This window comes from uncultured Corynebacterium sp., from assembly GCF_947253065.1.
Lineage (GTDB): Bacteria > Actinomycetota > Actinomycetes > Mycobacteriales > Mycobacteriaceae > Corynebacterium.
This window is the reverse complement of the sequence record NZ_CAMXWS010000003.1, coordinates 1-23,014: the sequence shown is the minus strand read 5'-3', so window position 1 is coordinate 23,014 and position 23,014 is coordinate 1. Positions and strand designations below refer to the sequence as shown.

Annotated in this window: 20 protein-coding genes and 2 pseudogenes; 19 read left to right on the top strand and 3 right to left on the bottom strand. The window is 59.6% G+C overall.

What is annotated here, in order from left to right:
- Window positions 1–25: 25 nt before the first annotated feature.
- Entirely contained in the window at window positions 26–1,138 is a 1,113-nt protein-coding gene (locus tag Q0X21_RS01430) for a hypothetical protein (RefSeq protein ID WP_297849916.1), read from the top strand.
- 169 nt (window positions 1,139–1,307) lie between these two features.
- The gene (locus Q0X21_RS01425; protein ID WP_297849915.1) at window positions 1,308–2,591 is read left to right on the top strand and encodes a DUF4185 domain-containing protein; all 1,284 of its coding nucleotides are present in this window, start codon (window positions 1,308–1,310) and stop codon (window positions 2,589–2,591) included.
- Window positions 2,592–2,608: 17 nt separating this feature from the next.
- Here Q0X21_RS01425 and Q0X21_RS01420 read toward each other — a convergent pair whose 3' ends face one another.
- Window positions 2,609–2,995, bottom strand: coding sequence for a DUF4298 domain-containing protein (locus Q0X21_RS01420; RefSeq protein WP_297849914.1), 387 nt, complete (start codon window positions 2,993–2,995; stop codon window positions 2,609–2,611).
- Between the two features lie 111 nt (window positions 2,996–3,106).
- On the opposite strand from Q0X21_RS01420, the gene Q0X21_RS01415 reads away from it, so the two are divergent.
- The 4 genes from Q0X21_RS01415 (at window position 3,107) to Q0X21_RS01400 (ending at window position 8,324) form a co-directional block, all read left to right on the top strand.
- Window positions 3,107–3,541 (top strand): cupin domain-containing protein, encoded by a 435-nt coding sequence (locus Q0X21_RS01415; protein WP_297849913.1) that lies wholly within the window; start codon window positions 3,107–3,109, stop codon window positions 3,539–3,541.
- A 261-nt stretch (window positions 3,542–3,802) separates the two neighbouring features.
- Window positions 3,803–5,824, top strand: a complete 2,022-nt coding sequence (locus tag Q0X21_RS01410) for a bifunctional UDP-sugar hydrolase/5'-nucleotidase (RefSeq protein WP_297849912.1) — start codon at window positions 3,803–3,805, stop codon at window positions 5,822–5,824.
- Between the two features lie 129 nt (window positions 5,825–5,953).
- Window positions 5,954–7,399 carry a DHA2 family efflux MFS transporter permease subunit gene (locus Q0X21_RS01405; protein ID WP_297849911.1) on the top strand — a complete coding sequence of 482 codons (1,446 nt, stop codon included), beginning with the start codon at window positions 5,954–5,956 and terminating at the stop codon, window positions 7,397–7,399.
- A gap of 64 nt (window positions 7,400–7,463) precedes the next feature.
- Window positions 7,464–8,324, top strand: coding sequence for an SDR family oxidoreductase (locus tag Q0X21_RS01400; protein ID WP_297849910.1), 861 nt, complete (start codon window positions 7,464–7,466; stop codon window positions 8,322–8,324).
- 188 nt (window positions 8,325–8,512) lie between these two features.
- Here Q0X21_RS01400 and Q0X21_RS01395 read toward each other — a convergent pair whose 3' ends face one another.
- Window positions 8,513–10,696, bottom strand: coding sequence for a YhgE/Pip domain-containing protein (locus Q0X21_RS01395; protein WP_297849909.1), 2,184 nt, complete (start codon window positions 10,694–10,696; stop codon window positions 8,513–8,515).
- Between the two features lie 230 nt (window positions 10,697–10,926).
- On the opposite strand from Q0X21_RS01395, the gene Q0X21_RS01390 reads away from it, so the two are divergent.
- The 3 genes from Q0X21_RS01390 (at window position 10,927) to Q0X21_RS01380 (ending at window position 13,752) form a co-directional block, all read left to right on the top strand.
- On the top strand, window positions 10,927–12,018 hold the full coding sequence (locus Q0X21_RS01390; RefSeq protein ID WP_297849908.1) for a hypothetical protein: 1,092 nt from the start codon (window positions 10,927–10,929) through the stop codon (window positions 12,016–12,018).
- A 207-nt stretch (window positions 12,019–12,225) separates the two neighbouring features.
- Window positions 12,226–12,885 (top strand): hypothetical protein, encoded by a 660-nt coding sequence (locus Q0X21_RS01385; protein ID WP_297849907.1) that lies wholly within the window; start codon window positions 12,226–12,228, stop codon window positions 12,883–12,885.
- 189 nt (window positions 12,886–13,074) lie between these two features.
- Entirely contained in the window at window positions 13,075–13,752 is a 678-nt protein-coding gene (locus Q0X21_RS01380; protein WP_297849906.1) for a YoaK family protein, read from the top strand.
- Here the strand turns inward: Q0X21_RS01380 and Q0X21_RS01375 are convergent, their stop codons facing one another.
- Window positions 13,753–14,313, bottom strand: coding sequence for a DUF1707 domain-containing protein (locus Q0X21_RS01375; protein ID WP_297849905.1), 561 nt, complete (start codon window positions 14,311–14,313; stop codon window positions 13,753–13,755).
- A 290-nt stretch (window positions 14,314–14,603) separates the two neighbouring features.
- Here Q0X21_RS01375 and Q0X21_RS01370 point away from each other — a divergent pair, with 290 nt between their 5' ends.
- The 10 genes and pseudogenes from Q0X21_RS01370 to Q0X21_RS01325 form a co-directional block, all read left to right on the top strand.
- Window positions 14,604–15,173: a TetR/AcrR family transcriptional regulator gene (locus Q0X21_RS01370; protein ID WP_297849904.1), complete on the top strand. Its 570-nt coding sequence runs from the start codon at window positions 14,604–14,606 to the stop codon at window positions 15,171–15,173.
- Window positions 15,174–15,351: 178 nt separating this feature from the next.
- Entirely contained in the window at window positions 15,352–15,963 is a 612-nt protein-coding gene (locus Q0X21_RS01365) for a hypothetical protein (RefSeq protein ID WP_297849903.1), read from the top strand.
- A 104-nt stretch (window positions 15,964–16,067) separates the two neighbouring features.
- Entirely contained in the window at window positions 16,068–17,108 is a 1,041-nt protein-coding gene (locus Q0X21_RS01360) for an FUSC family protein (RefSeq protein WP_297849902.1), read from the top strand.
- A gap of 10 nt (window positions 17,109–17,118) precedes the next feature.
- Window positions 17,119–17,562 (top strand): alternative ribosome rescue aminoacyl-tRNA hydrolase ArfB, encoded by a 444-nt coding sequence (gene arfB / locus Q0X21_RS01355; RefSeq protein WP_297849901.1) that lies wholly within the window; start codon window positions 17,119–17,121, stop codon window positions 17,560–17,562.
- Window positions 17,563–17,650: 88 nt separating this feature from the next.
- Window positions 17,651–17,912 (top strand): annotated as a pseudogene (locus Q0X21_RS01350) (cation-transporting P-type ATPase); the annotation flags it as partial.
- Window positions 17,913–18,564: 652 nt separating this feature from the next.
- On the top strand, window positions 18,565–20,526 hold the full coding sequence (locus Q0X21_RS01345) for a heavy metal translocating P-type ATPase (RefSeq protein ID WP_367172629.1): 1,962 nt from the start codon (window positions 18,565–18,567) through the stop codon (window positions 20,524–20,526).
- Between the two features lie 47 nt (window positions 20,527–20,573).
- Complete coding sequence (locus Q0X21_RS01340; protein ID WP_076599909.1) at window positions 20,574–20,885, top strand: metal-sensitive transcriptional regulator; 312 nt, start codon at window positions 20,574–20,576, stop codon at window positions 20,883–20,885.
- A gap of 94 nt (window positions 20,886–20,979) precedes the next feature.
- Window positions 20,980–22,047 (top strand): LLM class flavin-dependent oxidoreductase, encoded by a 1,068-nt coding sequence (locus Q0X21_RS01335; protein ID WP_297849900.1) that lies wholly within the window; start codon window positions 20,980–20,982, stop codon window positions 22,045–22,047.
- An 82-nt stretch (window positions 22,048–22,129) separates the two neighbouring features.
- The gene (locus tag Q0X21_RS01330; protein WP_297849899.1) at window positions 22,130–22,489 is read left to right on the top strand and encodes a helix-turn-helix transcriptional regulator; all 360 of its coding nucleotides are present in this window, start codon (window positions 22,130–22,132) and stop codon (window positions 22,487–22,489) included.
- A pseudogene (locus Q0X21_RS01325) lies at window positions 22,486–23,014 on the top strand (cation-transporting P-type ATPase); the annotation flags it as partial. The gene Q0X21_RS01330 and the pseudogene Q0X21_RS01325, both read left to right, overlap by 4 nt.

Below are 23,014 nucleotides of genomic sequence, written 5' to 3'. Positions count from 1 at the left end.
CTCGATCGCGCTAAGGTCGAGGGCCATGGAACCACTGCCCCGCTATCCGCTCGCCCCGACCGCCCTCGGTGGCGGCACCGAGCTCAGCGTGGGCAATTTAGTCTCTGCCACGCTATTCGAATTCGCTGGCACGCCCGATGCATACGCACCCATGGTCACCACCGTTGAGCTGGAGCCAGACCCGATCAATGGCACATGGCGTGTCCGTTGGCCAGACGCTTTTGGCGGCATCATCGGAGACATCAGCGCCCATGACCGCGCGCCGTACCGCAGTGTAGACACGCTTCACGACGCAGGACTTGTCCCCACCGCCCAAGCCCTGATTTCCTATAACTCTTCCGCCGAAACCCACAACGTTGTCGTGCAGCTCGCACCAGCGACGATGTGCATTCCGCGCAATAATCTCCTGCCCGGCGCACTTCTTCTGCCCGGCACTGGCCCGGGCGAAGCACCTGTATACGTGCACGTCGCCGATGGCGAATTCACCGCTGCAGAAACCATGCTGATGTCCCCTGGCCAGTGGCTCGTGGGATTACATTTGCATGGCCACACCGTGGTGGTCACGTGCGGTGGTCGTGTCCTAGGCACATTGGATAGCAACCATGCTGGCCCGATCCGCGAGAAGATCGCCGCGCTGTTTTCGCAAGGATCTGATGTCAAGGCACGCGCATGGGCAGTGGACGGCACCATCAGTGTGGACGTCACCCGCAACCGTGGTGCATTCCCCGTCCGCACTCTCCCACCACTGCCATTGCCAGACGGCCCCGAATTGGAAATCCCTAACCCAGAGGTCTACTACTTCGACGACGGCTCCTTTGTCATCACCGTGGATCTGGCTGCTGCCATCGACCCGGAAGACTGGGTCTACCCCGGCACTGGTGAGCGGACCGTTGCCCCGGTCTATGCCGGTGCCACTGCAACCGAGGATGATGCACCAACGCAGTACTTCCCGGCTTTGGTCGATTTCGCCCCGGCAGATACCGGTAATGACGGTGAAGCAGCTTCCAGCGAGGCCTACCTGACCGAGGTAGAAAAAGTCCGGCTGCGCAGGGCACGCCGTAATCAGAACGGCCCGAAGCACAGCAAGGACAATGTGGCTCCGCAGGAGTACACCGGCCGTCACCGCAAAGACGACTAGCTCACTTTTTGCTACAGTTCCGCTGTCGGTCCTTTCCGCTTCACCTATTTCTGCGCCCTGTGCGTCCTCAATCGAAACGAGCCTTCTTATGCGCTTTAGTCGCCGCATTCTTGTCCCCGCTACTGCTATTGTTCCTACCGCTCTCGCTGGGGTACTCACAGTTTCGACAATGGCACCGGTGACAGCTGAGGCACAGGGACTGTCGTCGACAAGCTCGCTTAGCTCTTTGAGCTCCGGAAGCTCACTGTCTTCGAAGCGTGGTCCTGCTCCTGCGCCGCAGACGAATCCGTGGAGCAAAATCAGCGACGGCCTCGATGTGAAAATGATCGGTGACCTGCTGGGCAACCACCAAACGCCCTCCGGGCTTGGTGTCGTGGATCTGGGCATCATGGTGCCACTGGTGAATAAAGACTTCGCCGTCATCTTCGGTGATTCATTCACGGGTAATCGTTTCGGCACCGGCGATTGGCTCAGCCCTGTCGGGCTCGTGGCGCAGATGGATGAAAACGGCCGCATCAAATTCACTCGCCCGCTTAACGATGATGAGCACGTCGACCAGCTCATCGACTACAAGCACAACGACATGCTCACACTCATTCCGTCTGATGTGATCAACCTCGACGGAACCCTTTACATGCAGGGCATGTGGAATAAGGGAATCGGCAATGTGCAGGAAACCCAGATCTGGAAGTCCACTGACCTCGGCGCCAGTTGGACCTCCGTTGGTCGCACCAGCAACCGCTACATGAGTGGCATGGGCAACCTGATCAGTTGGGAGAAGGGCCCCGACGGATATATCTACGTTGTCTCCTCTGATTTCCGCCGCGATAGCCCTGTTTACCTCTCCCGTTTCCGTGAAGAGCAGATGGCTAACCGCGCTGCTTGGGAGCAGTACAACCCAAAGACCGGCGGCTGGGGCCACGACCGCACCCCGATCCTGTCCACCAATGTCCGCGCCGGCGAAATGTCGCTGCGCCGCATCGAGGACCACTGGGTGTTGGCCATGTTCAATGAGCAGACCCGCTCCATCGAGGTGCGCATTTCGGAAACGATCGCCCGCGATTGGAATTCCATCAAGCCCGCACGCGTCGTCGTCGCTGGCGATAAAGGCTGGGGTGGCAAGCAGAACGAGAATAACTTCACCCAGCTCTACGGCGGATACATCGTGCCCGGCTCCACCCTGGACAACATGGACCTTGTTGTCTCCCAGTGGAATACCGCGACCAACTCTCGCTACATGTCCACGCAATTCAACGTGAAGGGCTTGGACACCTTCTTCGGCATCAACCCGAAGGACACCGCGACATTCCGCAGCGCCCCGGCACCGACTGGTAACCAGGACAGCATCGAAGTCGATGCCAGTGACGTGACCGATGAGACCATGGAGCGTCTGGGCGAGGAACAGGCGATGGAGCAGGCCGCCGATGTCACGCTCACTCCAGTGGACCAGTAGCCGGCGTGCCTTGAGGCTTAGGGCTCCTCGGTTCCCTCATCGTCGTCAATGATGGTGCCCGGATCGACTTCCGGGTCATTGTCCTGCTCATATTCGCGGACAATCCGGGTCGCTGTCTCCGCGATCTCCTTCATCGACTGGTAGAAACGCCCCATCTCGTTCCATACGCCGTCTTCGGAGAGCACGCCAAACTGGGCTTCGGGGAAATCGCGGACGTCGTCACGCCAAATGCTCTCGTAATAGGCGATGAGTTTCTCCATCGCTTCCCAGTCCTCGATGAGCCGCTCGGGAATCTCTTCCCAACGGTCATTCGCGCGGACGAAATATTCCAGTCGCCCGTCGTTGACGACTATTCGTTCCGGAACATCTTCGGCTCCGGAGAAATCAGACTGCGCAGTGCTCATGCCGTAACTGTACCCCTGTGATCCCCCGAAAGCCGTGTTCAATGTCCACTCTTTTCCTGGGAAATGGGGGTAGGATTGAAGGTGTCTGAATCCCTAGGCAAGGAGGACAAGATGACTGCACAAATCGGTAACGATCACGGACCGAACCCGTACGTCGTTGATATTGAGAAGGCAACGCTCGATAACGAGGCTTTCCGCGACACCTTGTGGACCGGCAAGTACCTCCAGCTGACCGTCATGACCATTCCGCCGGGCGGCGAGATCGGCGCTGAGATCCACGACGGCCACGACCAGTTCCTGCGTCTCGAAGAGGGCGAACTCCGCGCCATGATCGGCGCTAGCGAGACTGACCTTGAGGTTGACCAGGTTGTCGGTGCCGACTGGGCCGCATTCGTCCCGGGCGGCAAGTGGCACAACTTCGTCAACGAGTCGGATGCTCCGGCGAAGCTGTACTCCATTTACGCACCGCCAGAGCACAAGCCGGGCACCCACCACGAAACCAAGGCGGAAGCCGACAGCGACCCGCAAGAGACCGACGGCGTCTAAGCCACACGCCCCCTGACCAGCAAAGCCCAGCATTTTCGCTGGGCTTTTTGCTTATCTGCGACACTGTCACCGTCATTTCACCAACCCGTCACGAGCTAGCCATATTGCTGTCACAGCAGGTCAACCTAGGTGGCCTAGCTTTTGATACGCCCTGGTTGGTGGCCCTAAGAATTCCTGTCTTGAACACTGAATACGCGCCTTTCCAACCGGTTTTCACCCCCCGATTAACTGTCTGATCCCCCCGGAAAGGTTCGAACCACAATGCGTAACCGCGTGCTGTGCGCCACCATCGCCGCTTTGTCTGTCAGCGCTGCTTCGCTCTCCCCCGTCGTCGCCCCAGCCGCAGGTGCCGATGAACAGACCGCGAAGATCTCGATCTCCAATATCACCGATTTCCATGGCCGCTTCAAATATGAGGAAAATTCCAAGTCACCAGAGAAATCGATCCCCGGCGCTGAGCGTTTGAAGTGCGCTATCGATAAGGAAGCCGAGCCTTACGGCGACGCACACATCTTCACCTCGTCCGGTGACAACATCGGCGCAAGCCCGTTCGAGGCCATGCTTCTCGACGATGCACCCACCATCGACGTCCTCAACACCATGGGCCTGAAAGTCTCTGCTGTTGGCAACCACGAATTCGACAAGGGTGCTGCCGATCTATCCGACCGCGTCATCCCAGACGCCGATTTCAAGTACCTGGCAGCGAACGCCGATTCAGTCAAGGGCACCGAGCCGTACACGATCGAAGAGCTCGATGGCGTGAAGGTCGCATTCATCGGCACCGTCACCGCTGATATGCCGAACCTGGTCAGCCCGGACGGCATCGAAGGCATCACCTGGAACGACCCGGTTGCCACCACCAATGCACTGGCGAAGAAGCTCAAAGACAACAAGGAAGCTGACGTTGTCGTTGCGCTTGTCCACGCCGGCAGTATTTCCCCGCAGCAGTTCGAGAACGTCGATGTGGCATTCCTGGGTCACACTCACGTCTACGTCGCACCCGAAAATAACTCCACTCCTGTTGTTCTACAGGCTGGTAGCTACTCCCGGGGCTTCGCCAATGTTGACCTGAGCATCAACCGCGAAACCAAGCAGCTCACCGTCGATGAGGCCAAGGTTGTCGACACTGCCACCGTGCTGGGCTGCACCACGCCAAATAAGGAAATCGCCACCATCGTCGACGCTGCGAAAGCAGAGGCTGGTGAAAAGGGCAAGGAAGTAGTCGCTTCCACCACCACGAATTTCGCACGCGGTGCAAACGAAGGCGATACGGCCGGCTCCAACCGCGGTGTCGAGTCCTCTCTGAATAACCTGCTCGCTGATGCTGCTCGCTGGAGCGTTGGCGCCAACTCCAACGTCACCCCGGACATCGGGGTGATGAACGCGGGCGGCGTGCGCGATGATCTCCCCGCGGGCGAGATCTCCTACGAGCAGGCATTCAAGGTTCAGCCATTCGGCAACGAGAACGCCTACGTCACCCTCAAAGGCAAGGACGTAAAGGATGCTCTGGAGCAGCAGTGGAAGCCTGGCCAGGATCGCCCGGTTTTGTCCCTGGGTCTGTCCAATAACGTCAGCTACACCTATAACCCGGACGCGAAGCAGGGCGAGCGCATCCTGTCCGTCACCATCAACGGCAAGCCGCTGGATCCGGAAAAGGATTACATCGTTGCTGGCTCCACCTTCTTGCTCGGCGGTGGCGACAGCTTTGATGCACTTACACGCGGCGGCAAGCCTGAAAACCTCGGGCTTATCGACATCGACGCCTTCATCCAATACCTCCAGAACAACAAGGACCTCACGCCCCGTGGCCAGGCTGGTATCGGTGTGAAGGTCGCACAGCCACTCAAGGCTGGTGCGGAGAACACCATCGACCTCTCTTCACTGACCTACACCGAAGGTAACCCCGCGAAGAAGGTCACCGTCACCCTTGAGGATGCGGAAGGCAATAAACTCGCCTCCGCTGAATCTGACATCGATCCGAACTTCGGAGAAAAGGGCTACGGCGAAGCTGGCAAGGCGACTGTCAAGCTTGCCGTGCCAGCAGATGCCCCGGCTGATGCAGTTCTGCGCATCACCACCGACAAGCGCACCGACGTGACCATGCCGGTGCAGATCGGCGAAAACAAGGGATCTGCTAACTCCAGCTCCAAGCCGGCCCTGATCGGCATTGGTGTTGTTGGTCTGCTCGCCGCACTCGCCGGCATTGTCGCTTTCCTTCCGCAGTTCGCAGCGATCCGTGATCAGATCAATGCGGCGCTGAAGGACTTCGGTATCCAGATCTAATCCGGTTTGTCCCAGCCTTCTTCCCCAGTGAGGGAAGAAGGCTGTTTTTCTTTGCCCACCCTGCCGGGATAGACCCCATTGACTTAAGCGAGTAGATTTCCGATGTCAGGCTAAAAAACAGGAGGCACGATGGCTCAATCGGTGAAAGCACAGCAGCACTCGCCGTGGGCGGCGCTGTGGTCGATGATGCTGGGATTTTTCATGATCCTTGTGGACTCCACCATCGTCGCCGTTGCCATCCCCGCGATCGCATCGAGCCTTGAGGCCACATACAACGACGTGATCTGGGTCAACAGTGCCTACCTGCTGGCCTATGCAGTTCCGCTCCTGATCACCGGGCGTCTGGGCGATCGCTTCGGCCCACGCACTCTTTACCTCTGGGGCTTGGCTGTTTTCACCGTTTCATCACTGGCCTGCGGTTTAGCTGGCTCAGTAGGCGTACTGATCATTGCCCGTGCCTTCCAAGGCCTGGGTGGTGCGATGCTCACCCCACAAACCATGTCGGTGATGATCCGCACCTTCTCCCCCACCCAACGCGGCAGCGCAATGGGTGTTTGGGGTGCCGTGGCCGGTGTGGCCACAATCATCGGGCCGCTCCTCGGCGGTCTCTTCGTAGACCTCGGCGGTTGGGAATGGATCTTCATTGTCAACGTGCCATTCGGCATCATCGGCCTGATTCTCGCCTGGAAATACGTCCCCAAACTGGAGCTCAATGCCCGCCGCTTCGATTGGCTCGGTGTCGCGTTGTCCGCGATCGGTATGTTCTGCCTGATCTTCGGCATCCAAGAAGGCGCGAATTTCAATTGGGACGCTCGCTCCATCGCGCTCATCATTGGTGGCCTGGTCTTCATCGCAGTCTTCGTGTTGTGGCAGGCACGCACCACCCGCGATGCACTCGTGCCACTATCGCTATTCGCTGACCGGAATTTCGCACTCGCTTCCGCAGCCATCACCACCGTGGGCTTCGCGGTTTCCACTTTCGCTATCCCATGGATGATCTACGTACAGCGCGTCCAAGAACTCAGCCCCACCCATGCCGCATTGCTCATTCTTCCGTCTGGGCTTGTTTCGGGTGCCTTGTCAGGATTCATCGGTAAACAAACAAACACGCATGATCCAAAACCCTTTGCGATCGTGGGGTTGACGGTGACGTCGATAAGCATTTTTGCTTCCGCATTGATCACCACCCCGCACGTGGATCCCAACTGGATGCTGCTGATCAGCGTGTTCTATGGCCTGGGCAATTCGCTGATCTGGGGGCCGCTGTCGATGATTGCCACGCGCAATCTCGATCCGTCACTCGCTGGGGCGGGTTCAAGTGTGTACAACACCGTGCGCCAAGTCGGCGCTGTGATCGGTTCCGCAGCAGTCGCTGCAATGATGTCTTCCCAGCTCACGCGACAGCTTGGCAGTGGCAATGCCTCACACTCCGAAACTGGCCCGCTGCCTGAATTCCTTCATGCGCCATTCGCTACCGCGATGAGCCATTCGCTGTTTCTTCCCGCAAGCGTGCTCATCATCGGCATCGCGGTGGCAGCAGTTTTCGCGCCGACCCGCACGTGGAACGAAAACTGATCTCCTCTGCATTTAATTGTGATTTGGACCACGCGAAAACCGTTTCGGCCATAAAGTGACTTTCATGTGGAATCCATTTGCAAAGCCATTTCATGAAGACACCAACGAGACCCCTTATGTGAAGCCAGCAGACTTCAACGCTGACGCAGCATCCCGTCCCGCCGCATTCATCACCGGTGGCGCCAGCGGCATCGGCAAAGCCACTGCGCAGCGCCTACTCAACCTCGGCTGGACCGTCGGCGCCTACGACATCCAAGAAGTCACCTGGGGCACCGACAACATCCCCGAAGGCCAGCTCATCACCGGGCACCTCGACGTCACCGACCGCGCCGAGTGGGACACAGCTCTCGCGGATTTCACGTCCAAGACCGGTGGGCGACTCGACTTCCTGTTCAATAACGCAGGCATCATCATCGACGGCCTGCTCGTCGACCAGGACCCCGAGAAAATCCGCGCGATTTTGGACATCAACTGCCTCGGCGTCACCTTCGGCGCACAGGCCGCACACCCCTACCTGAAAGCCACGAAGGGCGCCGTGCTGATCAACATGAGCTCAGCTTCCGCGATCTTCGGCCAGCCGGAAATCTCTACATATTCCGCCACCAAGTTCTACGTCAACGGCATCACCGAAGCACTCAGCGTCGAATGGCGTAACGACGACATCCGCGTCCACGACCTCATGCCCCTCTGGGCCGCCACCCAGGTGGCCAATGTGAATGCGCAGTCGGTGAAGACCCTGGGCGTCAACCTCACCCCGGGCGATATCGCCGACGAAGCCGTACGAGTTCTGACGAAGAACGCCCCGTGGGGCAAGTGGGTCCCCCACTACGCCGTCAGTCTCACCGACCGCCTGCTTAAGTGGCTGCGCAAGCCGTTCCCGGATCCGATCGCTCAGTTCATGATGCGCATCGTTGCTACGTGGTAGAAGCCTTGCCTGCTTAAACCGCGATACAAAGGCCCCGCCGGAATTTAGCTGTGAATGAACTGCTCCCCGGCGGGGCCTTTAGCGTGCACTATGCGATGTCTACTATGCGATGTGCACCCAAACCGAACACACGCACAAAAAAGAAACGGCCGCAGGCTTTCGCCTACGACCGTCCCTTCAGCGTTTGTTTAGCGGGAGAAGACCGACTGGAGCGGTTCCTCACCCTCGCGGATTTCACGCTCGTACTTCTTACGCTGGCGCTCGTTCTCATTCGGATCGTCGATGAACAGTGCCTTACGGCGGGCATCGTAGATCAGAATCGACATGCCCATAGCTGCGGCAGTGAAGCCGAGCAGCACCAGGATTCCGATCCAGAACGTGCCGTCGTAGATGCCGTCGACAGAGCGGACGAACAGATTGCGTGCGTGGCTCATCGGGTGCAGCGGGTTCATGAACGCCAGCGGTGCCGGCAGTGTGGAAAGCGGCCAGACTGCACTGGAGACGAACAGGCCCAGGGCGAAGAAGCCGATATTGAACATCGCACCGATCACGCGGCCGAAAAGGATTCGGAAGAACTGGAAGATCGAGGTACCGGCGATGTCGATGAGGAGCAGTGCCGCACCGATGACGAACCAGTTCTCTGGGCGCCAGCCCAGCGTGATGGAGACGAAGCCGAGCAGCGCGGTCAGGGCGACGTTGATGCCCAGCATGGTCGCCCATGCGCTCAGCACCGGACGGGCAGCACCGGAAGCCTTGTGACGACGGCCGATGGCGTGCGGCAGGAGAATGGAGACAACTGCCATGAGCAGGAAGTTGATCACGATCAGGCCGAGGATGGAGAAACCGCTCGACGGTTCCTTCTTGGTCGGGTCCTCCGGATCAACGACGACCTGGGTCGGGTGTAGGTTGGCCTCGTCGAAGATGATCGGCACCGCGATCTGCTCCGAAGACTTGTCCATTGCCTTGACCTCAGGAGCGCGCTTGGCACCGTCACCGAGCTTGGTGGACAGCTCTTCCGAACCATCCTTGAGGCGGTTGATACCGTCCTCGAGCTGGCCACCACCGTCAACAAGCTGGGTGGTGCCGTCGGTGAGGCGGGTCGTACCGTCGTGGAGCTGGACTGCACCGTCGTTCAGGCGACCGGCACCGTCCTGGAGGCGAGCAGTACCGTCAGCCAGCTGATCAGTACCGTCTGCCAGCTGGTTCGAACCATCGATCAGGCGGTTCAGACCGTTGCGGTACGGCATGTTCGGATCAGCCAGGTTTGCGTAGAGCTCACCCGTACCGTTGCGCAGACGATTCAGGTCGTTGACCACGTTCTGCGGGTTGCCCGGATCGAGCTGGCCAACAATGCCGGCGATCTTGTCAGCCTCGGCGTGCAGACCAAACTGGCGCAGAGTGTCCACGACCGGCTTCAGCTGGCCGACACCACCCTGAACATTCTCCAGCAGCGGGATCAGCATGCCGGTCAGCTTATTCACGCCTTCGTCGATCTGACGTGCACCGTCAGCGAGCTGGTCGGTGCCGTCTTCGAGCTGGTACAGACCATCGTTCAGCTGGTGTGCACCATCCTGCAGGCGGAGGGAGCCGTCCCGCAGCTCACCAACACCGCTGTTGAGCTCATTGGTGCCGGCGAGAAGCTGACCCGTACCGTCGTGGAGCTGGTGTGCACCATCATCAAGCTGGTTGATGCCATCGATGGCGCGCTTGCCACCATCCTGAAGCTGTCCAACACCATCGTCGAGCTGCTTAGAGCCATCGGCTGCGGCACGAATACCGTCACCGAGCTCGTTGATGCCGCCAAGGACCTCCTCGGCGTAGGTCTTAGCCACCTCGGCGCGGACCTCGGACTGAATCTGCGGAACGAGACCTGCAGTCAGCACAGCACCGTTACTGCCGTTGTAGTCATTGAAGTTGACCATGATGTTTGCCTGCTTCGGCTCAGGGTCAATGACTGTGACTACGTTTTTGGAGAAGTCCTCCGGGATGGTGACCGTGAACAAGTACTTACCCGTCATCAGCCCTTTTTCGGCTTCCTCGGAATTCACTTCAGTGAAGTCCAGGTAGTCGCGGCTGGTTAGACCTTCCACGACATCTGCACCGAATTCCTCTAATCCGGCTCCTTCGCCGCGATCGACACCCTTGTCGTTGTTCACAACCGCAAGCTTGGTATCCGGGACAGATCCTGTCGGATCCCACATTGCCCACATGAACAAACCTGCAAACAACAGGGGGAAGACCAGCGCAAGGATGATCAACGTACGTGCGACCGTAGAGAACGGCCGCCACATAAGCAGACGTTCAAGGGGGCGCAGCGACCTGCGTCCCTCTTCATTGTGCGGAGCGTCTGCACTGATGTCTTTCGTGCTCAACGGGTACCCCATTCCTATTCGATGTCGTATCTGCATCACGCTCTTTGTGCGACGACACACTCAGATTGATACGTGACATAGATTACTTTGTTGAGGAATATAGTACGAACGAAACAAATTGTCAGGCTTTTATCCAGTGTCTGCGAAAAAATTCAAAGTTTTTTGTACAGAACTTTTCTGTTGCCCGTGCGAATAGTCACTGTGTGCCAGCTTGTTTAGGCTGAAGCTCCATGAAGATGAAGTACTACTTCGGGGCAGAAACAGCACACAAGCTCGGTGAACAGCTTGGGCTCGATGGGGCGGAATACGCTGCCTGGGTCGCACCACGTGTGGAGGACCTTGAGATCAAGGACCGTGTCGCGGTGTTCTCGCAGGGGCTCCGGGACCGTCTTCCGGGGGATTATGAGGAGGCGATTGCGGGGATCGTCGATAAGCTTGGCCCCGAACTTGCTGAAGGCGAAGGCTACTTCAACCATGCATTCCACCTCTGGCCCGTGAGCCGCTTCATCGAGGACTACGGCCTCGAGCACCCCGCCACTTCCCTCGACGCGACCGAAGCGCTGACCCGCGCGTTCACCGGCGAGTGGGCCGTGCGACCATACCTTGCGCACTACCCCGCGCTCACTATGGAACGCGTCGAGGAATGGTCGCGCTCGACTAGCCACAACGTGCGTCGCTTATCGACGGAAGGCATCCGCCCCCGCCTCCCCTGGGCCCCCGTTCACCGACCATTCTTGGATGATCCTGCACCCATCATCCCGATTCTCGACTGCCTCTACGACGACACTTCTATATATGTGCGCACCTCTGTGGCCAATAACCTAAATGACATCTCACGCACTCACTCTTCGCTCGCCATCGCCACCGCCGAACGCTGGCTTGCCGCGTCCCCTTCCCCAGAAGTCACTCGCGTGGCTGAACGTGGCCTGCGCGGACTAGTCAAACAAGGCGACCCCGCGGCGCTTAAGGCAGTAGGTTTTGCTGCCTCCGAAGAGATAGAACTGACTTCAACGACCTTCCCGGCGCGCATCTCCATCGGCGAGAAAGCTCCGCTAACCGCCACTATCGCCAATGGTTCCGATCGTTCCTGCGAGATTCTCGTGGACTACCGCATCCACTTCCTGAAGAAGAATGGCAGCAGACGCCCCACTACTTTCCGCCTCGGCCGTCTCACCCTCGCCCCTGGCGAAGAGCGTGCCCTGAACAAACAGCACCCCTTCACTGTCACCAGCACGCGCACCCTCTACCCCGGAACACACGCTGTCTCCGTAGTGATCAACGGTGCCGAGGGCGAGGCCGTCCCCTTCGAGCTCCTAGCCTGAACCCCCTTCGAGCACCTCGCCTGAACCGGTCACAGGTCTGTGTGGATCTAGTTTCAATGCGCCCGCAGCATGTTCGGTAAAACCCCAGGTCAGATTTCCTCAACGCGGCAACGACGTAATCTAAATCCACTGCACCCCAGCACGTGTCCTCTCAACCGGCCATTACCTAACTCTCCAATGCGTCCGGCTCTTGCTAGTGTGACCTGCATGACTTCCCGGCGCCGCGCAACACGTTTTTCCAGTGCATTCATCAGTCTCCCTCTCCTCCTCACCGCCTGCGGTGCCTCTGACTCCGACAACCTTGCGGAATCGGACCCGGCTGGCGATGACGTAGAGATTGTCACCGTCACCCAATACAACGACGGCACCGTTCTCGGCCCGGACAACGAGGTCGAAGCAGAGGAACCTGAGGCCGACGACGCTGGCGGTGTCGAAAAAGCCGATGACGCCGACACTGGCACCGAAGAGGATGCTCAGGATGAAGAGACCAGCGACCTCGCACCAGGAGAAACCGAATACTTCGGCACCGTCGAAAAGCAGAACGTCGAACAAGTCTTGAAGGGTAGGCCGAATCCGAACCCGAGCTACGACACCTCGTCAAGTAGGTATTACGTGCTGGTTCTGGACGAACCCGTCGAAGTCACGGGAAATAAAGGCGGTAACCGCAACTATTCCCAGGTCAACGAGATCATTTCCCTCGGTGACAATAATGGCATCTTTGATTCGAGCGAGCGGTGGGAACCATACGTGGGCAAGCGCATCCGACTGATCGTCACCGACGGGGAATTGAACTATCCTTCCGACACCAGCCTGCCACTCGGAGCGCTCAGCTTGGTGGAAGACGGCGGCCGGATTGAAGAACCCTGAAGAACGAGGACATCATCACGGGAAAGAAGAGCTTCCCACCTGCACCTTAAGGTGGCTTCATCGGGTACAGGAGTCGTGCAACAGTCGCGCCACAGTGGGGACGTCGGCGGGGAGGGCGGGGTGAGGCGTCGATAAGCAATCTTGCGTCATATCCGCAACTTTAATGACCGCATGTTATAGCTTGAGCTCATGAAGGGTTACCGCACGGGCGAGCGTCTCCTCGCTGTTTATTTGTCGTCGATCACCGGCTTCATCGATGCACTCGGCTTCATGTACCTCGGCGGGTTCTTCTTGTCATTTATGTCCGGCAACACGACACGCCTGACAGCAGCGCTTAACGACGGCCAACTCACCGTCGCCGCCAAAGCCGGCACCCTCATGCTGCTCTTCCTAATCGGCGTGGCCATCGGCGCGCTGATCAGCCAGCTCGGCCAGCGGTACTTGCCGCGGACACGCACCCGCGAAGCGATCCTGTTATTTGTGTGCCTGACCTCCGCCATCGCCTCCGTGTGGGTCGCCACCGGACACGAAGACATGGCGGTGTACAGCCTGTCATTTACCGTGGGCGCGATGAATTCGACGTTTGAGCGCAACGGTGAGGTATCCATCTCCCTGACATATATGACTGGCACCCTCGTGAAAATGGCGCAGCGCTTCGTCGCAGCTTTCTTCGGCGGCCCGCACAGCGCGTGGCTGATCAACTTCGCGCTGTGGCTCTCACTCGCGTGCGGCGCGCTGATCGGCGGACGCTGCTACGTCGAATTCGGCCTATATTCCGTGTGGGTGGTCACTGCACTGCTCGTCGCGGGCACCGTGGCCGCCCTGGTGAACCGGCACCAGCGCCGAGTTCGCGGCCTGCCGGTCTAGTTACTTGCCCAGTTCCTTGCGGCGTTCGTACGCAATACGCAGACGCTCCGCCCGCTCCGATTTTTCATCCTCCGCAAGCTTTTCGAGCATCTCGTCTTCTTCGTCGCTGATGCCGTAGAACTCATACAGCCCCCACGAGGCAATACCAGCCACAGGGAAGACAACCCAGAAGAACTCCCAGTCGAACACGAAAAGCCCCAGGAAGAACAGCACGAGGGTGAAAGACCACAACATCCCTAAAGCGCGGTCAAGCTTCTTCTTTTGCCCGAGCATCTCGCTTAGCTCACGTTGCGCTTCACTTTCAGCAGCCGACTGATGCAGGGCACTGCTCTGCTCGCGCCTTGCAGGAACCGGAGCCTGCTGCGTATCGACGCCCGGCAGGTCCCCAAACAGGCCCGACAAATCAGCCTGGGTACGCGCCACTGCCGCCTGACCAGTGCGTTCCTCGAACTCATTCACATCAAGATAGCCATTAGCAAAGTGCTCACCGAGCCGGTCCAGCGCCTCCGACCGCTCCGAGTCGCCAACGCGCATCTGGGAGGCATCAAATTGATCGGACATCGTGGGCGTTTCCTTTCGATTCGCGTCGTTTTCACGTCGTTTTCTAGCGCACAGAGTACAGGGAGGATCCGGGCGGGAGGCATCCACTATGCGATGTGCCCTATGCGATGCTTATCGACGCCAACGCGCGACATGGGCTTTTCACGATCGCATAGCGCCCATCGCATAGTGCTCATCGCATAGTGTGTCTGCGCTGCGCTTTGAATTGCCCCGTGCGACATTCTCCAAGCCCATGAATGGGTAACGGCCATCTGGCTATCTCAAAGTAGCTGGGAACTAAACTCTGATCTATGCCGAAGATCACCGAGTCGACAGTTGCCCAGCACCGCGCCGTTCAACACCGCGCAGTGCTGGAGGCTGCCGAACGACTGATCGTAGCTGAGCACGGGAAGGTGCCTACTCTCGCCGAAGTCGCAGCTGAAGTAGGTCTTGCCCGCTCCAGCATCTACCGCTACGTGTCCTCCCAGCACGACCTGATGGTGCAGCTGCTCGTCCTCGCCACCGAGAACTGGAACAAGAATCTCGACGCTGCCATCGCTACTGCCCCACCAGAGCCGACCGAGCGGATCTGCGCGTACGTCGACGCAATGTTAGATCTCTTCGTCCACGGCTCCCACGGCCCGCTCATGGCTGCAGCACAACACTTCCCAGAGGCGTTCGCTGATGAAGAAGTCCAGGAATCGCACTCTGGTTTCAATGACATCGTGAAGAAATTCTGTCCCGGCGCCACCCGCGAAGATATTGCACTGCTCAATGCCGCCATCATTCGCGCCTCTGAGATGTCAGCCGATGCAGATGCCTACGCACACGCGACAAAAACCCTGCACAATATGGCAAGGGCGATAGTCAAGCGAGACTGACATGGGATTGTTTTCAAAACTGTTCAAATCCGGGGCAAACAGTTCTGGCCACGAACTCCTTCCGTGGCCCGGTGCGCCGGCAGTGAACGACCTTGTGCTCCCCGGTGGGTTCACTCGGACCCTTTATGTTTACGACGACTCCCCATACTAATCCGCCACTGAAGGCGACACGATCTACGTGGAGTTCTTCCCCGGCGAAGCGGTGCTGCGCAGCAAGGCTTCTGGTGCAACCGTGGACACACGCCAGGAAAATGCCGTGTGCTACCTCCACCGCGGGCAGCCAGTTGGTGTCACATTCAGTTCCAATGCGGACCTGAAACTGGCACATGAGAAAGGGATTCGGCTGTTCGCTAAGGCCAGCGTGGGCAAGCCGCTTGCAGCTCACGGTGGTGTCCGTGCGTTGACGCTTCACCTGCCTGAGGGGCCGAACGCCGCCCGGAAGATGATCCAGAATTACGAGTTCTACCAGCAGGTTCCCCAGGACGTAGAGCGAATTTCGTTCAACGAATGGGATGAGGAAGACTTCGCAGAACTCGCTGATCGCGAGCACTGGACCTTCAAGAACGTCCGCCTTGAATACTTGCCAGTCCCTGCCGGATCATCCGCAAAGCCGCATATCTTGGCGAGCTCTGAAGGCGGCACGAAAATCTTCCGCCTCACCGCACGCAATAGTCCCTACCGCCCGATCGCCGCTGCCCTCGAGTCGAGCGAAAATTTCGCAGTGCTGGCTGACCGGCGCATCGCTGGCAACGGCATGACCGGCTACGAAATCACGTTGCTGCACTGGTGACAGGCTGGATCCGTGCCCTCATAGTCGGACCACTACAGTGTCGGTAGCACAACGATCTTGAGGGATGGAGGCTACGGTTGCGTCATTTCAGTCCACTATTCACGATGGGCCCTGCACAACGCGACCACATTCCTGCTTTCCGTACCGCGCTCGGCGTGGCCATCCCGATGTTCACTCTCTTAGCGCTCGGGCGGCTTGATCTTGCGATCTATGCGAACTTCGGCGCTTTCACCGGCGTGTACGGTCGCCACACCACACGTGCAACCCGACTGAAGCACCACGTCCTCGCTGGCACGGCACTGACCCTGATGGTGACTCTTGGTGCGACCATTGCGTGGTTCGGCCTCAGCCCATGGTTTCTGATGGTTATTACTGCCATCGCGTCGTCGATATGGGCGACGATTGCGCTGTCTGCTGATATGAAGCCGACAGGATCCGTGTTTGTCATTTTCGCTATCGCCGCAGTTGGTTCCTTGAGCAACCCGGTCCACCCGCTGCTCGCCTTCGCCATCGCGGGCAGTGCGGCTCTGGGGTGTCTTATTCTGGGACAATTCTCTCACCTCATCGGTGAAGGTCCCGGTGGCGACGCGAAGGAAAACGAGATCCCCACCCGAGCCCCCGACGCAGGCCGAGTACCACGCCAGCGCCTTGCGTTGGAGGCAGCCCGTTTCTTCTTCGCACCGCTGCTCGCCGGCACTTTAGGGCTGATTTCGGTCGCACTAATCGAGCCTCTCTCCCACTCCTATTGGGCAATGGTCGCCGCCGCTGCACCTCTGGTGAACTCGCGGTTCAAGATGCAGTATTTTCGCGCCATCGAGCGTGTTCTTGGCACCCTGACCGGCATCGCTGTCACAGGCTTCCTGTTGTCGCACTCGCTGCAAGGCTGGCAGATCGTTGTCTGGATTGTGATTCTGCAATACCTGACTGAGATGTATGTGACCCGCAACTACACCATCGCTGCAAGCTTCATCACCCCGACTGCGCTGCTGATGGTGCAAGTTGTCGACGCCTCCCCCGTCGTCCCCATGCTCCTTGCCCGCACCGCCGAAACCATGCTCGGTGCGGTCGCCGCCCTCACGATCATCGCCGTGGGCTACGTGCGCAAGTACCCCACCGTCGTGTTGCCCCGGCACAGCAAAACGTAGGCTGGGAAGCATGAAAGACCTGATCATCGCGCCTGGCCCGGGGATCCCCGACGGTGCGGTCATCGCTGCCGCCGACCTAAAGGAGCGGTTCGCTAAATCATCGGGGCCAGGCGGCCAAGGCGTGAACACAACGGACAGCAAGGTCCAGCTCTCCATCGATATCGCCGAAAGCGCATCGCTTACCGACGCCCAACGCCGCCGCATCTTCCGCAACCTCGAGCACCGCCTGGACGGCACTGTGCTCACCGTGTCTGTCTCAACCCAGCGCTCACAGGTCCGCAACCGAACTGAGGCACGCGAACGCTTGGCCGCCCTGTTGCGTGAAGCGCTTGCACCGCCACCTCCCCCGCGACGCAAAACGAAACCGACGCGAGGCTCAGTACGACGCCGCATTGAAGCGAAGAAGCGGCGCTCTGAGCTCAAGTCCACTCGCCGACGGCCCCAGATCCCCTAGTTCGGGCCTTTGAGGATGCGCTCAGGAGGGATTGTTGGCGGCTGGTTGAAGACGACATCCTAACGCTCTTTGAAAAGTAGCCCGGACGGGAGCGATCAACTCCGCCGGTGTGCTGCAGGTCGAAACGACCGCAGCTGGAACGGACAACTCGCTGACCACACTCGTGGACCTGGTCGAGCAGGCGCAGGCGGAAAAGGGCGACCGCGCCCGGATCGCCGACCGAATTGCCCAACCCCTAGTGCCCGGGGTGATGATCCTGGCAGTGCTGGTCGGCGTGACCGGCTCGCTGCTGGGCGACCCCGAAACGTGGATCACCCGTGCGCTGGTGGTCCTGGTCGCCGTGCGCGCTGTTTGGGGGTATCGGTCTGCACCTGGCCTGGGGTGGGCGCGGATTCTGGGGCAGTCTCGTCGTCACCGGGTTCGGCACAGCTGGTCAGGGCCAAAGTGCCCAATGCTGGGACGAGAGCAAGTCGAGTTATCTTGGTCAGCTTGTTCATTTGTGCTTCTGTCGTGCAACGCATCGCTGAATATTTCAATCCATTGAGTTATACCCTATAGGGGTATAAGGTAGAAGCAGAGCGAATGACCGGTTTGAAACTGCCACCTAGCCCAACGACCTGAAGGGCCCGCAGGCTCTCGCGAGGCGCTACACGGTCCATGGGTTTCGCAGGTTCTCCGGGTACGAAAACAATTCATGATCACCCCCACGGAAAGGAATCTGGCATGGTTGATCGCGACCACCACGACCACCATCACCCGACACACCACACTGCGCATCAACACGAGCGTGCTACTGAAACCGCCGTCCACCATGGGGATCATCAATCAAGTCAAGATCGCGGCATGGGCCACGACGGGAATGAGCATCACGAACACGCCCCAGGTGGGCACGGCCAGGAAGGTCAGCACCATTCCGGCCACGAGATGCACGGAGGCCATGCCGGACATGGCCACGGGGGCCACGGGGATCATGTCGGACAATTCCGGCGGTTATTTTGGATCATGTTGGTGCTGGGTATTCCAGTGGTCGCGTTCGATCCGATGTTCGCGGACCTTTTGAGCTATCAGTTACCTGACGCGGCGTGGGTGTGGTGGGTATCGCCGATCCTGGGTACGGTCATTTATTTCTGGGGCGGCCGGCCATTCCTGACTGGGGCAGTCTCCGAGATCCGGTCCCGGCAACCGGGCATGATGCTGCTTATCGGGTTAGCCATCACGGTGGCCTTCGTCGCCTCCTGGGGGGCGACCCTGGGCATCCTGGATCACGAGCTGAACTTCTGGTGGGAACTGGCCCTACTGGTGGTCATTATGTTGTTAGGCCACTGGATTGAAATGCGCTCCCTGGCCCAAACCTCCTCCGCCTTAGACTCGCTGGCCGCCTTGCTTCCGGATGAAGCCGAAAAGGTCGACGGCGATGATGTCGTCACCGTCACGCCGGCGGAGCTGGTCGTTGGGGATGTCGTCATTGTCCGGCCAGGGGCTGCGGTCCCAGCCGATGGTCAGATCATCGATGGTAATGCGTCCATGGATGAATCCATGGTCACCGGGGAATCCAAAACCGTTCGACGCGGGCTGAACGAGCACGTCGTGGCCGGCACTGTCGCCACAGATTCCGGGCTGCGGGTCAAAGTCACCGCCACTGGAGATGACACCGCACTGGCGGGTATCCAGAAACTGGTCGCCGATGCCCAAGCCTCCTCCTCCAAAGCCCAACGCATCGCCGATACCGCCGCCGGCTGGTTGTTCTGGTTCGCCTTCGTGGCTGCGGTAATTACCGCGCTGGCGTGGTCCATGCTGGGCATGCCCGACGCCGCCGTCGTACGCACCATTACGGTGCTCGTCATTGCGTGCCCTCACGCTTTGGGCCTGGCCATTCCGTTGGTGGTATCGATTGCCACTGAGCGTGCAGCTCGTGGCGGGGTGCTGATCAAAGATCGCTTGGCGCTGGAGTCGATGCGCACCGTGGATTCAGTGCTGTTCGATAAAACCGGCACGCTGACCAAAGGTGAACCCACTGTCACCGGGATCCACCCCGTCGGTGATCGGACCAAAGATGAGGTGTTAGCGTTGGCCGCTGCTGCTGAAGCCGATAGCGAACACCCCTTAGCGCAGGCCGTTGTCGGCGCTGCCAGCGCTCGGAAACTCGATGTGCCAGGCGCCACTAATTTTTCCTCTTCCCCAGCTGTAGGCGTCAAAGCCACGGTCAATGACACGGTCATTGAGGTCGGGGGCCCCTACCTGTTAGACCATCACTCCCAAGATGAGTTAGGCATTGCTGAGCAGTGGCGTGAAGAAGGCGCGATCATTCTTCACGTGCTGGCCGATGGCCAGGTTATCGGCGCGCTGCGTCTAGCTGATGAGATCCGACCAGAATCCCGTGACACCGTGGATGCCCTGCATGCCCACGGGGTCCAGGTCGTGATGATCACCGGCGATGCCCAAGCCGTGGCCGGGACCGTGGCCAAAGAGCTGGGTATTGACCGGGTCTTTGCTGGGGTCCGACCCGAAGATAAGGCCGCCAAGGTCGCCGAACTCCAAGCCGAGGGCCGTAAAGTGGCCATGGTCGGTGACGGGGTCAACGACGCCCCAGCTTTGGCTCAGGCCGACGTGGGCATCGCCATTGGCGCCGGAACCGATGTGGCCATCGGCTCGGCCGGGGTCATCCTGGCCTCCTCGGATCCCCGCTCGGTCTTGTCCGTGTTTGAGCTCTCCGAGGCCACCTACCGGAAGATGAAGCAGAACCTGTGGTGGGCTGCCGGCTACAATATCGCGGCTGTACCCTTGGCCGCTGGAGTACTGGCTCCGATCGGGTTCGTATTACCGATGAGCGTGGGTGCAATCCTGATGTCGGCTTCCACCGTGGTAGTCGCCCTCAACGCCCAGCTGCTGCGCCGCTTGGATCTAACCCCAGCTGCCAGTGCTGCCAGGTCCCTGGGCCGTACACCCGAAACCGTGGACGCCTAACATGAGACACTGCTGTAACAACTCTGGTGCACGAAGAAAGCAGACCCATGACTAAAACCCCGCATGCTGATTCCGCTGACCACGGCTATATCAGTGACAAAGACCGCTACCTGGCCCGATTGAAACGGATTGAAGGCCAGGCCCGCGGGATTCATCGCATGATCGATGAAGAGAAATATTGCATCGATATTCTCACCCAGATCAGCTCCATCACCTCAGCCTTGAATAACGTCGCGCTGAGCCTGCTCGATGACCATATGCGCCACTGCGTCGTTCGTGCAGCCCAAACCGACGGGCCAGCCGCCGAAGAAAAACTTGTCGAAGCTGCCGACGCCATCGCCCGCCTCGTCCGCTCCTAAAGCCCGGGACTCTTCAACCCGCCGTCAGCCGTGACAATCCTGAAGCGAAGTATTGCCTTGGTTGTTGATGAATCACCAAAAGGAGTGTTGTTCAATGAAAGCGTTCGGATTCTTAAGCTTCGGGCACTACGCCTTCGGCGGCCAGCGTGGGCCGTCTGCTGAACAGATCGCCAAGATTCACCTGGAAATCGCCCAGGCTGCGGATGAGATCGGCGTGAACAACGCGTCCTTCCGTGTCCACCACTTCGTGCCGCAGGCCTCCGCCCCGATGCCGCTGCTGGGTGCTGTCGCGGCCACCACCAAACACATCGAGGTAGGCACCGGTGTCATCGACATGCGCTATGAAAACCCACTCTACCTCGCCGAAGAGACCGCGTCGCTGTACCAAATTTCCGGTGGTCGCGTGGCCCTGGGCGTCTCGCGCGGCGCCCCCGAGGTGGCTGACCGTGGCTGGGAGACCTTCGGCTACAAGGGTGAAGCGTCCAACGGCGCGGACGTGGCACGAGCCCACCTCGAGGCGTTCATGGCTGCAGTGGACGGCAACGGATTCGCCGCAGCCGCACCGCTGGACCGGCAGTACCCCAACATGTTCCAACCTGGCTCCGCCCTGCCGGTCTTCCCCATGGTACCCGAGCTGCGTAAGCACATTTTCTACGGCTCCGGCACCCACGCTTCTGCCGAGCAAACCGCTAAGGACGGGCTCAACCTGATGTCCTCCACGCTGGTCTCCGAGACCACCGCCGAGACCCTGGGCGAAATCCAGGCGGATCAGATCAGCCGCTACCGCGCCGCGTGGAAGAAGGCGGGCCACGATTGGACGCCGCGTGTGTCGGTGTCCCGCTCCGTCTTCCCCATCGTCGACGGCGCGGACATGCAGTTGTTCGGCATGCAGGCCTCCGACTCCGATCAGGTGGGCATGCTTCCCGACGTCGGCGCCTCCACCTTCGGCCGCACCTACGCCGCCGAGCCAGACAAACTCATTGAGCAGCTCAAAGCCGACGCTGCCGTCATGTCCGCCGACACTCTGCTCATCACCATCCCCACCGGGATGGGCGTGGACGTCAACGTGAAGATCTTGGACAACTTCGCCACGCATGTCGCCCCCGCGTTGGGTTGGCAGCCGAATCACGAAGGCCCAGTTACCGGCTATCCCATCGACTAATTCCTGCAGTTCGCAAGCTCTTCGCTTCAATGTCAGTTCAGTGCGTGTTGAATAGTTCAGTAATTGCTGTATAGTTCAGCATATGCTGACTATTGCTTCACGCCTCGACGTCATGAACCGGCTCGGCCGGGCCATGGCGGATCCGACGCGCTCCAGAATCCTGATGACACTACTCGACGGCCCGAGCTACCCGGCCGTGCTTTCGCGCGACCTGGACCTGACCCGCTCGAACGTCTCGAACCACCTGACCTGCTTGCGCGACTGCGGCATCGTCGTCGCCGAGCCGGAGGGCCGCAAGACACGCTACGAAATCGCCGATCCGCACCTCGCGACAGCGCTCAACGCGCTGGTGAACGCGACGTTGGCTGTCGACGAAAACGCCCCGTGCATCGACCCTGAGTGCTCGGTGCCCGGCTGCGACGGGAAAGGAGCGGACGCATGAGTTCAGCATGTGGATGCGAACACGAACCAGCCACGGAGATCGAAGATCTCGATCGGCCATGGTGGAAGGACCCCGAGTTGCTACTGCCGATCTTCTCCGGCGTAGCCCTCATTACAGGACTGGCGCTGGACTGGTCCGACTTGGAGACGCCCGCGACGGTACTGTATTGGCTTGGCCTGCTGTTGGGCGCTTACACGTTCGCACCTGGAGCGATCCGGAACCTTGTCACGAAGCGCAAGCTCGGCATTGGCTTGCTGATGACGATCAGCGCGGTCGGCGCGGTGATCCTCGGTTACGTCGGAGAGGCCGCGGCGCTAGCGTTCCTGTACTCGATCGCCGAGGCACTGGAAGACAAGGCGATGGACCGGGCCCAGGGCGGACTGCGGGCACTGTTGAAATTGGTACCGCAGACCGCGACGGTGCTGCGCGACGGTACGACGGTCGAGGTCGCAGCGAAGGATCTCGTGGCTGGCGAGCTGATGCTCGTGCGCCCCGGAGAGCGGATCGCCACGGACGGCATCATTC